Genomic DNA, 13,142 nt, shown 5'->3' with positions numbered 1-13,142 from the left:
TCAACCGGAGGAAACTAATGCGACACTTGAGAACGACCAAGGACAGTCTTCTGACCATGACCAGCGCCGTCGCGCTGATCGCGGCCTCGATGACGATCGCCGCGCCGGCGCGCGCGGACGAAGCCGCCGCCAAGAAGTGGATCGACAGCGAATTCCAGCCGTCGACCCTGTCGAAGGACGACGCATTGAAGGAAATGCAGTGGTTCATCAAGGCCGCTGAACCCTTCAAGGGCATGGAGATCAACGTCGTCTCCGAGACGCTGACCACGCATGAATACGAATCCCGCACGCTCGCGAAGGCGTTCGAGGAGATCACCGGCATCAAGGTCAAGCACGACATCATCCAGGAAGGTGACGTCGTCGAGAAGATCCAGACCCAGATGCAGTCCGGCAAGAACGTCTATGACGGCTGGATCAACGACTCCGACTTCATCGGAACGCACTTCCGTTACGGCCAGGCGGTCGACCTGACCGACTGGATGGCGAAGGACGGCAAGGACGTCACGGACCCGATGCTCGACGTCAACGACTTCATCGGCAAGTCGTTCACGACCGCGCCGAACGGTCACCTCTACCAGTTGCCTGACCAGCAGTTCGCGAACCTGTATTGGTTCCGGTACGACTGGTTCACCAACCCGGACTACAAGGCCAAGTTCAAGGCCAAGTACGGCTACGATCTCGGTGTTCCCGTGAACTGGTCGGCCTACGAGGATATCGCCGAGTTCTTCACCAACGACATCAAGGAGATCAACGGCGTCCGCGTCTATGGTCACATGGACTACGGCAAGAAGGATCCCTCGCTCGGATGGCGTTTCACCGACGCCTGGCTGTCGATGGCCGGTAACGGCGACAAGGGCATCCCGAACGGCCTGCCGGTCGACGAATGGGGCATCCGCATGGAAGGCTGCCGTCCGGTCGGCTCGTCGGTCGAGCGTGGCGGCGACGTCAACGGCCCGGCGGCGGTCTACTCGATCGTCAAGTATCTCGACTGGATGAAGAAGTATGCTCCGCCGCAGGCTCAGGGCATGACCTTCTCCGAATCGGGTCCGGTGCCGTCGCAGGGCAACATCGCCCAGCAGATCTTCTGGTACACCGCCTTCACCGCCGACATGGTGAAGCCCGGCCTGCCCGTGATGAACGCGGACGGTACGCCGAAGTGGCGTATGGCTCCGTCGCCGCACGGCTCCTACTGGAAGGACGGCATGAAGCTCGGCTACCAGGACGTGGGATCGGCGACCTTGCTGAAGTCGACCCCGCTCGATCGCCGCAAGGCTGCCTGGCTGTATCTCCAGTTCATCGTCTCCAAGACGGTGTCGCTGAAGAAGAGCCATGTCGGTCTGACCTTCATCCGCGAATCCGACATCTGGGACAAGTCCTTCACGGAACGCGCGCCGAAGCTCGGCGGCCTGATCGAGTTCTACCGTTCGCCCGCGCGCGTGCAGTGGACGCCGACCGGCAACAACGTGCCTGACTATCCGAAGCTTGCTCAGCTGTGGTGGCAGAACATCGGCGATGCGTCGTCCGGTGCGAAGACGCCGCAGGCGGCGATGGATGCGCTGGCTGCCGCTCAGGACTCGGTGATGGAGCGTCTCGAGAAGTCGGGCGTGCAGGGTGCCTGCGGACCGAAGCTCAACCCGAAGAAGACGGCTGAGTTCTGGTACGACAAGTCGGCCAAGGACGGCAACATCGCTCCGCAGCGCAAGCTGGCGAACGAGAAGCCGAAGGGCGAAACCGTCGACTACGACACGCTGATCAAGTCGTGGCCGGCCAGCCCGCCCAAGCGCGCCGACGCGAAGTAATTCGCCGACGTCATCATGGCCGGGTTCGTCCTGGCCATCCATGAGAGCAGGAGGCCGGGAGCAATCCCGGCCTTTTGTCGTGTTGTCCTCTTGCCTTATCGGCGGTGGTGATCTGAATTGCCGAGATCTGACCTTCATTAGGTCCGACCTTCAATGGGTCCGATCCAGAAGCGAGCGTTTGCCATGCGCATGATCTTCCGTTGCGATCCAAAGCTGGCCGGTCATCTGGTGCGGCCGTTCCCGGCGCGCACGGCCTTGCCCGACTGGCTGCGGGCGATGCCCGCGACGGCGCATTCGCAGATCCACGGCCGCGACATCCGCACGGTCAAGCAATGCCCGCCCTTCGTGGATGCGATGGCGTATGGGGTCATGATTCCGCTGCCATGCGACGTCGGGATCCGGGGCGGCGAATTTTCCTGGGATTGGGACATCCCGGAGCCGGAGACTGCGGGGCATCCGCGCGCACCGCTCAGCTTCCATCCGGTTGCACAATTTGCCGAGGCACCGTTCTCGAACGGACGGTCCGCGCTCAAATTCAACAGTTTCTGGACCATCGAGCTCGAGCCCGGCTGGTCGCTGTTCGCGACACATCCCGTCAACCGCGACGACCTGCCGTTTCGGCTCGTCTCGGGCCTGGTCGACGCGGACCGGTTTCACGACGGCGGCATCAATTTTCCAGCCGTCTGGATCAAGCCCGATTTTTCAGGCGTCCTGAAGAAAGGGACACCGATTGCGCAGTGCTTTGCCGTTCCGCGCCAGGCGCCCGAACTCGTGTTCGAGCCGTTCGACGCGGCGCACCAGCAATCCTATGCCAGGGTCGTCGCCGAGGTGCTGGCTGCGCCCAACGTCTACCGCAAGCAGTTTCGCGCCAAGCGCGGGCGCCTAACCCGATAGCGCACGCCGCAGGGCGTCCTCGTCGAGCCATAGCCGGCCGTGAGAGGCGGAGGTCAAAGCCATCGCGATGGAGCCGAACAGCTGCGGGCGCAGGCGATAGGCCTTGCCGAATGCATCCATGGCGGCATCCATGTCTCCGACCTCCTGGAGTGAGATACCGAGATTGAGCGCGGCTTCGGCATGGTCGGGCTTGAGTGCGAATGCCTTGCGGTAAGCATCTGCTGCACCGTCGTGGTCTCGCAAATCCTGTCGCGCGAGGCCGAGATTGAACCACACCGAAGCCGGTGCGTCGGTGGCAGTCGCCTGCGCGAGCAGGCTTGCGGCGGTGGCGGGATCGCCGTCCTCCCATGCCATCCTGCCAAGCTGCGCCGTCGCTTCCTGATGGCCAGGGATGACCTTGAGGATCGCCTGCCAGGCGCCGCGTGCCTGATCTCGCAGCCCTGCCATGTCGAGTGTCCGGGCCTTCTCGACGAACATCTCGCGCTGCGGACTGATGGCGATCGCGGCATCGAGATGCACGAGCGCGGCGTCGAACTGGCCTTCGGTTCGCTCGATACGGGCGGCCAGCAGCCGCGCCGGCGCGTTGTTCGGTCGCTTGGCAAGACTGACGTCGATATGGGCGCGAGCCGGGACGATGACGCCTCTGGAGAACAACACGGCGGCCAGCAGATGATGCAACACCGGATCGCCGGGATCGCGGGCAAGGCCCTGTTCGCACAGACGCTGCGCCTCATCAGGCTTGCCCGAATTGACCGCTGCAGCCGCGCGGCGAACGAGTGTCTGGGTGTCATCCATCGCCGCATTAGAGCAAGGATGCCAGGTCACAGCAATATCGCTGGGGCGGTTGCATCCAGCAACGAAAGGCCGGGAGCGATCCCGGCCTTTTTGTTAGTTCGCGTTGCTGCGCAAGCAGCAGGTTTATTCCGCCGGCTCGGCCGCGAGCGCCGGGTAATCCGTGTATCCCTTCGCGCCACCGCCGTAGAACGTGTTCTTGTCCCAATCGTTCAGCGCCGCGCCCTTTTTCAGGCGCTCCACCAGGTCGGGATTGGAGATGAACGGCTTGCCGAAAGCGATCAGGTCGGCCGCGTTCGCATCCAGCACCTTGGTGGCGAGATCGAAATCGTAGCCGTTGTTGGCGATGTAGGCGCCCGAGAAGCGCTTGCGTAAGGATCCATAGTCGAACGGCGCGAAATCGCGCGGACCGCCGGTGGCGCCTTCGACGACGTGGAGATAGACGAGCTTCAAGGCGTTGAGGCCGTCGGTGATGTGATCGAACAGCGCCTGCGGGTTGGAATCCACGATGTCGTTGGCGGGCGTCACCGGCGAGATGCGGATGCCGGTGCGGTCGGCGCCGGCTTCCGCGACGACGGCCTTGGAGACTTCCAGCATCAGCTTGGCGCGGTTCTCGATCGAGCCGCCATAGGCGTCGGTGCGCTTGTTGGCGCCGTCCTTGGCGAACTGGTCGAGCAGATAGCCGTTGGCCCCGTGGATCTCGACGCCGTCGAAGCCGGCCTCCAGCGCGTTCTTCGTGGCGCGCTTGAAGTCGTCGATGATCCCGGGAATCTCGGAGAGCTCGAGCGCGCGGGGCTCGGAGACGTCGGCGAACGTGCCGTTGACGAAGGTCTTGCCCTTGGCGCGGATCGCGCTCGGCGCCACCGGGGCTGCGCCATTCGCCTGGAGGTCGACATGCGAGATGCGGCCGACATGCCAGAGCTGGATGAAGATCCTGCCGCCACGCTCATGCACCTTGTCGGTGACCTTGCGCCACCCCGCGACCTGCTCCTTCGAGTAGATGCCGGGGGTGTCCTGGTAGCCCTGGCCTTGCTGAGAGACCTGGCTCGCCTCGGTGATCAGGAGGCCTGCGGACGCGCGCTGACCGTAATACTCGGCGGCGAGCGGCGAGGGGACGAAGGTGCCGGGCGCGGCGCGGTTGCGCGTCAGCGGGGCCATCACCAGGCGGTTGGCCAGCGTGATCGGGCCGAGCTTGTAGGTCTCGAACAATTTGGTCGAACGGCTCATTGGGGTGCTTCCAGGAGTTAAGAGGTCCGGAACACTTGTGCATTGCGACATCGAGCGCAAGGGACGAGCCATACGGAAAGTGCAGGCGAGCTGCGCGGCAGGCTCCGCGCAGCATAATTCATGCGCATTGTTCGCCGCGGCAGCGTGATTTCGCTGCCGCGGCCGTGCGATTGCACAAATCAGCTCATGCCGAGGAAATCGCGCTTGCCGATCTCGACGCCGTTGTGACGCAGGATGCCGTGCGCGGTGGCGGCATGGAAATAGAAGTTCGGCAGCGATACCGAGCTGAAGAATTGCTGGCCCTTCAAAGTCACGGTCCGGTCGGGACCAGCAGGGAACGTGACGTCCTTGGTATCGGCGCCCTCGAATTGTTCGGGCTTGAACGATTTCACGAAGTCGATGGTCTTCGCCAGCCGCTGCTTCAATTCCGCGAAGCTGGTTTCGGTGTCCGGCATGGAGGGCACGTCGGTATGCGTGAGCCGTGCACAGCCCTTGGCCGAAAAGTCGCTGACGAGCTGGATCTGCTTCGACAGCGGCAGCATGTCCGGGAAGAGGCGCGAGCCGAGCAGCACGCTCGGATCGATCTTTTTGGCTGCGCAATGCGCCTCGGCCTTGGTGAGCAGGCCGGTCAGGCTGTTCAGCATTTGCAAGTAGGCGGGGACGACGGCGTCGTAGAAGGACATGTGATGCTCGCTTCAATGGTGGGAATCTCAGGAGGAAACCTGAGCCACTCACATGGGAGCGTCATGGAATAATACAATTGCGAAAACGGCCTGTGCGGTGCGAAAATTCTACCGCACCGTCGCCTGCGGCTGCGCCTGTGCCGTGCCGCCACGCATGCGCGCCAGCAGCTCGGCGGTCGGCCAGGAATCGGCCGGCAGGCCGTACTTGATCTGCATCGCCTTCACGGCGGCGCGGCTCTGCTGGCCCAGCACGCCATCGACCTTGCCGACGTTGAAACCGGCCTGAACCAGCAGCTGCTGCAATTGCTTGAGTTCGTTGAACGGCAGCTGCGTTACCTGGCCTGTCGGCTTGCGCATCGGGGCTGCGCCCGCAATGCGCGTGGCCAGATAGCCCGCGGTGGTCGAATAGATCAGCGAGTTATTCCACTCGGTGTATGCCGCGAAATTCTGGTAGGCCATGAAGGCCGGTCCAAAGCGTCCCATCGGCAGCAGCACGGAGCCCGCGAGATTGTCGTTCGGCAGCGGCCGGCCGTCGGGATAGGTGACGCCGAACTGCGCCCATTTCGAGCGCGGCAGCTGCACGCTGAGGTCGGTCTGATCCCATGGCAGGTTCTGCGGCACCTTGATCTCTTCCAGCCACGGCTCGCCGCGCCGCCACTTCAAGCCGTTGGCGATGTAGTTCGCGGTCGAGCCGATCACGTCGTCCTCGCTGCGCAGGAGGTCGCGCCGCCCGTCGCCGTCATAGTCGACCGCGTAGTTGACGTAATGCGTCGGCAGGAATTGCGTCTGGCCGAGCTCGCCGGCCCAGGAGCCGATCATCTCGTCGGGCGTGAGATCGCCGCGATCGATGATCTTCAGCGCGGCGATGGTCTCGTTCACGAACATCTCCGAGCGCCGGCAGTCATAGGCAAGCGACACCAGCGATCTCAGCGTCGGCAGATTGCCCATGTTGGCGCCGAAGTCGCTCTCCAGGCCCCAGAATGCCGCGATCACCGCCGGCGGCACGCCATATTCCCTCTCGGCGCGCGCGAATGCCGATGCGTGTCGCTTGATGTGCTGCTGGCCGTTCTGCATGCGGTAGGGCGCGGCCATGCGGCCGGCGAATTCGGTGAAGATCTGGCCGAACACGCGCTGACCGCGGTCGCGGTTGACGATGCCCTGGTCGTAGACGAGGTAGGGCGAAGCCTCCGCTATCGTTCGCTGCGACACGCCCGCGGCGACCGCCTGCTGTTTCACCTCGGCCAGGAAGCGGTCGAAATTCGCTCCATTGTGGCACGACGCCGCACGCGGCGAGGGCGTGCTGGCCTTCGGCGCCGTCGCCTTGGGGGCTGCGGGCCTTGCGGGAGCGAACTGGGCTGATGCGGGAATGGAGAACGCTGCGAGGGTAGCGGCCGCGATCGCAAATCGGGTCAGGAGCATAGGGGTTCCGGCGGCGGACAGGCGTGGATTCGTCCGAAGTCTAGGGGAAGTGGCGGCCGCAAACCATCCCCTCGAGGCCACGCCGGCTCCTCGGTTGAAGACCGAGCGCAAAGGATCAAGTTACTGGGCTTCGGCAATCTTCGGTCCGGATGACGGCATCCGTGTGTTGGACGCCGACGATCGGGCCGAGGCCGGAAGCACGATCACTTTCGCCCCGACTTTCACCCGCTCATAGAGGTCCACGACGTCCTCGTTGGTCAGCCGGATACAGCCGGACGACACCCGCTTGCCGATCGTATCTGGCTTGTTGGTCCCGTGAATTCGATATTCGGTCTCGCCCAGATACATCGCCCGGGCGCCGAGCGGGTTGGTGGGACCGCCTGCCATGAACCGCGGCAGATAAGGCTGGCGCACGAGCATCTCCGGAGGCGGACGCCAATCCGGCCATTCCGTCTTGCGGGCCACAGTCTGTTCACCGGACCATGAAAAACCTTCGCGGCCGACACCGATGCCGTAACGCATTGCCTGCGCGTCGTTCAGCACGAAATAGAGGAACGTGTTCCTGGTATCGATGATCACGGTGCCCGGCGTCTGGTGGCTGGCGTAGTCAACCACCTGCCGGACGAATGCTCCGGGGCCATCGACGGCTTTTGGTGGTTCGACCAGAGGCGCCGGGGCCGGACTCGGAGCCGGGGCCGGCGCCGCCGCGTGAGCCGGTGTTGCCACGTAAACCGGAGACGACGATGCCTGGGCCTCGTGCACCGACGCCTTTCGCATCGGCTGAACGGTCGCCGGGTGAGACAGCAAACCGTACCCCACTGCCGCGACGGCTACGGCACCGATCGCAACTCTCCCCGCCATTGGCAGTGCGAGCGTCTCTGCCGTTCTGCGTTTGGCTCGCTTAGCCATGTCGTTCTCCAGGTCACTCTGCCTGGAAGAGGTACCCAGCAAGTTTTAACAAAGTTCGAAACGCCCGGAGCGGAACCATTAAGCGCCGTTGGCCACCCCGCCGCCTAGCCAAACAGCCGCATCAGCAGCGCTTTTCCGACCGGGAGCGCCCGGACACCCCGATAGGCCCGCACATATTCGCCGGCATAGAACGCCCTGATGGCGTGCACACGCGTGTCCATGCCCTCCTCGAAGCGCACCGCGAATCCATCGGGGGTGCGGCGGACCACGATTGCGGCGATCGACCGGCCGTAGATGCGGCATTCGATCGTGCTGCCGGGGAGCGGTGGATCGGGGTCGATCAGCCGCGCGCCGGTAATGGAGATGTCGGCAAGCCGCGCAAGATGCGACTTGCCGTCCTGGCGCAGCAGGACGGCCTCGTTGCGATCGAACCGCTCCGCCTTGCGCTTGCGCGGCTGCTCGATGCAGACGAAGCAAACCACCGCAAGGATGAACGCGTTGTAGAGGCTCCAGGCCAGCGCCAGTCCGCCATAGGCGATGTTCTCGCCCCGCAGATGCAGGATGAAGGCATACGCGACGGCAGCGAGCGTGACGAGGAGCGTGCTGCCGTAGAGCCGCAGCAGCGGCCATTCGACAAATCGTCTGTCGCGGTCGCCGCCTTTCGCCGTGACCTTGAATTTGTGTCCCTTCGGCTTCAACAGGCCGGCCGCCACCGCCTTGAGCACGGCGGGCGCGGCGATCAGTTGCGAGACATCCGTCATCATCGCCAGCGAGCGGCCGCGCGACAGCCAGGCCATGGTGAGCCCGTGCCAGACATAGAACGGCAGGAAGAAGCGCAATAGTTCGGTGAGGTCCGCCTGCACCGCCTTGATGCCGAACAGCAGGAATAGCCAGGGCACGACGAGGCCCGCGACTTTCGAGGTGTAGACGGCGGACCAGCTCATGAAGGCGTCGACCAGCGAGAGCCGGTCGATGAAGGAGAGCTTTGAAGTTCGTGACAACGGACCGCTGCGGCCGCGGATGATCTGCATGAAGCCGAGGCACCAGCGGGCGCGCTGGGTGATGTATTCCTTCAATCCCTCCGGCGCGAGCCCGATCGTCAGCCGCTCGTTGAGGTAGATCGTGGTGAGGCCGTATTCCTTCAGGCGCAGCGTGACGAGATAGTCTTCGGTGACGGAGTCGGTCGGAAAGCCCCGGATCTGCACCAGCCCGGCATAGCGAATGAGAGACGAGGTGCCGCAACAGAAGGCAACGCCCCAGGCGTCCTTCGCCGGCATCAGGATGTCGAAGAAGAAGCGCTGCTCGTCCGGCCAGACGTCGGTCGCGGCGAGGTTGGTCTGGATCGGATCGGGATTGATGAAGTGCTGCGGCGTCTGCACCACGCCGACCGTGGGATCGTCCATCAGCGAGATGGTGCGCGCGAGGAAGTCGGGCCGCGGCACGAAGTCGGCATCGAGAATGGCGACGAAGTCCGGTCGCTCCGGCAGCGCGCCGACATGCTTGAGGACATGATTGATGTTGCCGGCCTTGGCGTGGTGATTGTCGGGCCGCGTGAGATAGTGACAGTTGAGTTCGCTCGCGAGCCGCCGCAACCACGGTCGCCGGCCGTCGTCCAGCACCCAGACGCGATAGTTGCCGTATTCCATGCCGGTCGCGCCGATGATGGTGCGCTCGAGGATCGAACGCTCCTCGTTGTAGGTGCAGATGAAGACATCGATCAGCGGTGCGCCTGGATCGGTGGTGGTGCGGCCGTCGATCCCGGCCGCCTTGGTGCGGTCGATCGTCCGGCTCAGGAACAGCAGTGACAGGGCGACGGCGACCAGCGATGCCGCCTCGAGCAGCATGAAGGGATAGCCGATCACGGCATCCGCGGTCAGGTGCGGTGGCGGCAGTGTCGATGTGAGGCGCCAGTGGAGATAGCGGAGCAGCAAAGCCACCGACACGATGGCGAGGAACGCGCGCGCCTGCGTGCTGTCGCGCCGCAGCAGCGGCACGATCGCCATGAAGGCGCCGAGGGTCAGCAGGCCCGGCGTGAGTGCCGTCGTCACGGCGCGCTCTCGCGCCGCTCGAAGACGACACGGCCGGTGCGTCCCACGGCGCAGGCGTGCGAGGCGGCATCGCGCGGCGCCACGGTGACGCGATAGGGCTCCTTGCTCAGCGCGTCAGGATTGATGGCAAGATTGGCGGGCGCACCGGCGGCACCGGTCAGATTGATCACGGTGCCGGGGATCGGCGCGCCGTCGTCGTTCGGCTCGAAGGTGGCGCGGTCGCCGAGCTGCAAGCGGTTGTAGACGCTCTCGGTGACATTGGCGGTGATGACCGCGCCACTGCAATCGAGCACCTTGAGCAGAGGCTGACCGGCCTGCACGTCCTCGCCGGGCGAGGTCATCATCTCCCAGACGCGGCCTGCGACGGGGGTCGTGATGTTGGCCTCGGAGAGGTCGGCGAAGCGGACCTCCTCGACGATGATCTCGTTGGCGAGCCAGGCGATCTCGGTGTCGGTGTGTGCGAGATCGGCTTCGAGATCGCCGGCACGCTGGCGCATCTCCTCCTCGCGCTGCACCGAGCTTGGCCGGTCGTTATAGCTGTCGCCGAGGAACGAGCCGCTCTGTGCCGCGGCAAGCTCGACCTTGGCGGCGTCCAGCCGCTTGCGCGCGCCGAGCTCGGTCTGCTGCGACACCGAGAGCTCGCGCGTCAGCCGCGCCAGCTCCACGGTCGAGACATTGCCCGACTTCGCCAGCGAGGATGCGCGGTCGACCGCGGCGCTGGCCTCGTCCCGCCGTGCGGCCGCCGCCTCGATCGAGGTCTGGATCTCCGCGATGCGGGCCTCCAACTGGAGCACGCGTCCGTCGCGGAATTGCGAAGCCTGCCGCGCCAGATCCTTTTGCGCCGATTGGGCCGAGGCCAGCTTGGCGGCCAGGCTCGGCCGCTCGTTCTCCAGACGGGATTTCTGCCGGCGGAGATCGTCGAGCCGGGTGCGATCGCCGCGCGAATTCACGACGCGCAGGACCACGGTTCCGGCATCGAGCCTGGCCTGGTCGGTGACGTGCTGGGCCGCGGACACACGCCCGCCGATCGGCGTGCGCAGCGTGACGAGGCGGGAGTTCAGCACCGCCTCGACGCTGGAGTTTTCCCAGATCGCACGCAGCGGCAGCCAGCCGAACACGGCGATGATGGCAAGCCCGATGGCAATCTTGGCGCCGCGCCGCAGATGCGGCCAGCGGCGCGTGGTTTCCGGTGGCGTCTGGGTTTCGGGCGCATGGCCGGACTCGTCATTTGCAAACAGCTGCTCGTGCAATGCCTCCTGCAAGCCCTTCGCATCATTCCTTGTATCCGGAGGCGAGGGAACTGATCCTGGGTCGACGGAAGCGGCGCGCGAGCGGTCTGCCATGACGGTCACCTTGCGACGGGGGGCCAATGGAACCGGTCAATGCGCAAGGGCCGCGCAGCGTGCCCGGTTACCGCGGATTTAGCCGATGCTGCGCTTTCCAGGTTGCTAAGCGTCCGCGCGCGTTTTGGCGCAAATCCCGGTCAAGCTTTAGCGACGCGCGAAAGGCTGGCGGATGGCCACTTTTCTGCGGCCCGGCGACGCACGAACCTTGCAGCGGCGCGCCGCGTTCATACCTCGAGGACGCCGGCCAGAGGCTTGCCCGCGGCCGCCTTGGGAGACGGTCATGAACTATCTGCGTACCGCGATGCTTCTCGCAGGGCTTACCGCCCTGTTCATGGGCGTGGGCTATCTGATCGGCGGCGCCTCAGGCGCCATGATCGCGCTGGTCATTGCCGCCGCGACCAATCTCTTCACCTACTGGAACTCCGACCGTGCGGTGCTGTCGATGTACGGTGCCCATGAGGTCGATCGTCGAAGCGCGCCGGAACTGGTCGGGCTCGTCGGCGAGCTTGCGAGCCGCGCGGGCCTTCCGATGCCGCGCGTGTTCGTGATGGACGAGGCGCAGCCCAACGCATTCGCGACCGGCCGCAATCCCGAGAACGCCGCGGTCGCCGTGACCGTCGGCCTGATGAACCAGCTCAGCCGCGAGGAGCTTGCCGGCGTGATCGCGCATGAGCTCGCGCATATCAAGAATCACGACACGCTGCTCATGACCATCACCGCGACCATCGCCGGCGCGATCTCCATGCTGGCTCAATTCGGCATGTTCTTCGGCGGTCACCGCGACAACAACAACGGCCCGGGCATCGTCGGCTCGATCCTGATGATGATCCTGGCGCCGCTCGGCGCCATGCTGGTGCAGATGGCGATCAGCCGCACCCGCGAATACGCCGCCGACAATCTGGGTGCGCGCATCGCGGGTCAGCCGATGTGGCTGGCATCGGCGCTGGTCAAGATCGAGAGCGCCGCGCATCAGGTGCCGAACTATGACGCCGAGCGAAATCCCGCGACGGCGCACATGTTCATCATCAACCCGCTATCGGGCCATGGCGTCGACAATCTCTTCGCCACCCATCCGTCGACGCAGAACCGCATTGCCGCGCTCCAGCAACTTGCGGCCGAACTCGGCGCGCATGCGGCGCCGTCGGTCGGCGCCAACGAGAACTATCCGCCACGGGGCCCGTGGGGCCGCTCGTCCTCGCAAGGACCATCGCGTGGTCCTTCGCGTGGTCCTTGGGGCTGATACGGAGCCGGCTGGATTTTGCCTGGCTTTGTGACCTGGCGCACAGAGCGCCGGTTCGGCCGGTGTTAACACCTAACCGAGAGTGTTCCTTCGAAAGGGGATGCGTGGCCGGCCCGTCGCCGGTCGCCGTCGAAGATGACCAGAGCCGCCGTGCCATTGTTGATCGTCCTGGGCGTGGCCATTGGCCTGTCCACGCATACGGTCGTGAATTGCGGCGATGAGGACGAGCCGGACATCTGCTCGGCCGTGATCGGCTTCTCGCCGTTGCGCGGCTCCCTGATCGCTTTCGCCTATGAGGGGCGCGGGCGGATCGCGCTGCGCCACGGCCACAACCGCCGGGCGATCGCCGATTTCAACGAGGCCATCCACCTCAATCCCAACCGTGCTTCACTCTATCGCGACCGCGCGCAGGCGTACCGGCAGAACGGCGATCTGGACCTTGCGATCGCCGATTATGACGAGGCGATCGCGCTCGATCCCAAGCCTGCCGCGCCCTATCACCAGCGCGGCCTCGCGCTCGCCGCCAAGGGCGATCTCGACCGCGCGATCCTGAGCTACAGCACGGCGGTCCGGCTCGACCCCGCCGACGCGCAGGCCCGCCTCGACCGCGGTCTTGCGTTCCTCGCCCGCGGCCAGGCCGTCGATGCCCGCGCCGATTTCGAGGCGGCCCTTGCGCTGCCTCCCGGCAAGGACGATCGGACACGTAGCGCCGCGCGCGCAAAGCTCGCCGAGCTCGCGCACGCCGAGTCGACCGAGGTCTCCACGCCGCGGCGGTGAACGGTCGT

Annotated in this window: 11 protein-coding genes; 4 read left to right on the top strand and 7 right to left on the bottom strand. The window is 65.1% G+C overall.

Annotated features, from left to right (window positions below; genetic code table 11):
- Positions 1-17 precede the first annotated feature (17 nt).
- Positions 18-1,799 carry an ABC transporter substrate-binding protein gene (locus QY049_RS33545; protein ID WP_194477398.1) on the top strand — a complete coding sequence of 594 codons (1,782 nt, stop codon included), beginning with the start codon at positions 18-20 and terminating at the stop codon, positions 1,797-1,799.
- A gap of 183 nt (positions 1,800-1,982) precedes the next feature.
- A complete protein-coding gene (locus tag QY049_RS33540; protein ID WP_194477397.1) occupies positions 1,983-2,693 on the top strand; it encodes a hypothetical protein in 711 nt (236 codons plus the stop codon).
- On the opposite strand, the gene QY049_RS33535 is transcribed toward QY049_RS33540, so the two are convergent.
- The 7 genes from QY049_RS33535 to QY049_RS33505 all read right to left on the bottom strand — a co-directional run bounded on the left by QY049_RS33535 (position 2,682) and on the right by QY049_RS33505 (position 11,033).
- Positions 2,682-3,488 carry a tetratricopeptide repeat protein gene (locus tag QY049_RS33535; protein WP_301270413.1) on the bottom strand — a complete coding sequence of 269 codons (807 nt, stop codon included), beginning with the start codon at positions 3,486-3,488 and terminating at the stop codon, positions 2,682-2,684. The two genes, QY049_RS33540 and QY049_RS33535, sit on opposite strands and share 12 nt — an antisense overlap.
- A 123-nt stretch (positions 3,489-3,611) precedes the next feature.
- Positions 3,612-4,712, bottom strand: a complete 1,101-nt coding sequence (locus tag QY049_RS33530; protein WP_258762903.1) for an alkene reductase — start codon at positions 4,710-4,712, stop codon at positions 3,612-3,614.
- A 179-nt stretch (positions 4,713-4,891) separates the two neighbouring features.
- On the bottom strand, positions 4,892-5,395 hold the full coding sequence (locus tag QY049_RS33525) for a DUF1993 family protein (protein WP_194477394.1): 504 nt from the start codon (positions 5,393-5,395) through the stop codon (positions 4,892-4,894).
- Positions 5,396-5,503: 108 nt separating this feature from the next.
- The gene (locus QY049_RS33520) at positions 5,504-6,814 is read right to left on the bottom strand and encodes a lytic murein transglycosylase (protein WP_258762902.1); all 1,311 of its coding nucleotides are present in this window, start codon (positions 6,812-6,814) and stop codon (positions 5,504-5,506) included.
- Between the two features lie 120 nt (positions 6,815-6,934).
- The gene (locus QY049_RS33515) at positions 6,935-7,723 is read right to left on the bottom strand and encodes a L,D-transpeptidase (protein WP_258762901.1); all 789 of its coding nucleotides are present in this window, start codon (positions 7,721-7,723) and stop codon (positions 6,935-6,937) included.
- Between the two features lie 104 nt (positions 7,724-7,827).
- Positions 7,828-9,771, bottom strand: a complete 1,944-nt coding sequence (locus tag QY049_RS33510; protein ID WP_301270412.1) for a glycosyltransferase — start codon at positions 9,769-9,771, stop codon at positions 7,828-7,830.
- A complete protein-coding gene (locus tag QY049_RS33505) occupies positions 9,768-11,033 on the bottom strand; it encodes an HlyD family secretion protein (RefSeq protein WP_258762898.1) in 1,266 nt (421 codons plus the stop codon). Before QY049_RS33505 ends, QY049_RS33510 begins: the two co-directional genes overlap by 4 nt.
- A gap of 364 nt (positions 11,034-11,397) precedes the next feature.
- Between QY049_RS33505 and htpX the strand changes: the two genes are divergently transcribed.
- Positions 11,398-12,357 carry a zinc metalloprotease HtpX gene (gene htpX / locus QY049_RS33500; RefSeq protein WP_258762897.1) on the top strand — a complete coding sequence of 320 codons (960 nt, stop codon included), beginning with the start codon at positions 11,398-11,400 and terminating at the stop codon, positions 12,355-12,357.
- Between the two features lie 135 nt (positions 12,358-12,492).
- Positions 12,493-13,134, top strand: coding sequence for a tetratricopeptide repeat protein (locus QY049_RS33495; RefSeq protein ID WP_194477388.1), 642 nt, complete (start codon positions 12,493-12,495; stop codon positions 13,132-13,134).
- Positions 13,135-13,142 lie beyond the last annotated feature (8 nt).

Source organism: Bradyrhizobium sp. WYCCWR 13022 (assembly GCF_030435535.1).
Lineage (GTDB): Bacteria > Pseudomonadota > Alphaproteobacteria > Rhizobiales > Xanthobacteraceae > Bradyrhizobium.
Note: the sequence above shows the minus strand (reverse complement) of the source record. Positions and strands in the feature narration are given on the sequence as shown.

What these genes read in the sequence shown, in the direction of transcription:
- QY049_RS33535 (WP_301270413.1), bottom strand. Translation starts at nt 3,488, where the DNA reads ATGGATGACACCCAGACACTCGTTCGCCGCGCGGCTGCAGCGGTCAAT.
- htpX (WP_258762897.1), top strand. Translation starts at nt 11,398, where the DNA reads ATGAACTATCTGCGTACCGCGATGCTTCTCGCAGGGCTTACCGCCCTG.
- QY049_RS33530 (WP_258762903.1), bottom strand. Translation starts at nt 4,712, where the DNA reads ATGAGCCGTTCGACCAAATTGTTCGAGACCTACAAGCTCGGCCCGATC.
- QY049_RS33545 (WP_194477398.1), top strand. Translation starts at nt 18, where the DNA reads ATGCGACACTTGAGAACGACCAAGGACAGTCTTCTGACCATGACCAGC.
- QY049_RS33520 (WP_258762902.1), bottom strand. Translation starts at nt 6,814, where the DNA reads ATGCTCCTGACCCGATTTGCGATCGCGGCCGCTACCCTCGCAGCGTTC.
- QY049_RS33495 (WP_194477388.1), top strand. Translation starts at nt 12,493, where the DNA reads ATGACCAGAGCCGCCGTGCCATTGTTGATCGTCCTGGGCGTGGCCATT.
- QY049_RS33540 (WP_194477397.1), top strand. Translation starts at nt 1,983, where the DNA reads ATGCGCATGATCTTCCGTTGCGATCCAAAGCTGGCCGGTCATCTGGTG.
- QY049_RS33515 (WP_258762901.1), bottom strand. Translation starts at nt 7,723, where the DNA reads ATGGCTAAGCGAGCCAAACGCAGAACGGCAGAGACGCTCGCACTGCCA.
- QY049_RS33525 (WP_194477394.1), bottom strand. Translation starts at nt 5,395, where the DNA reads ATGTCCTTCTACGACGCCGTCGTCCCCGCCTACTTGCAAATGCTGAAC.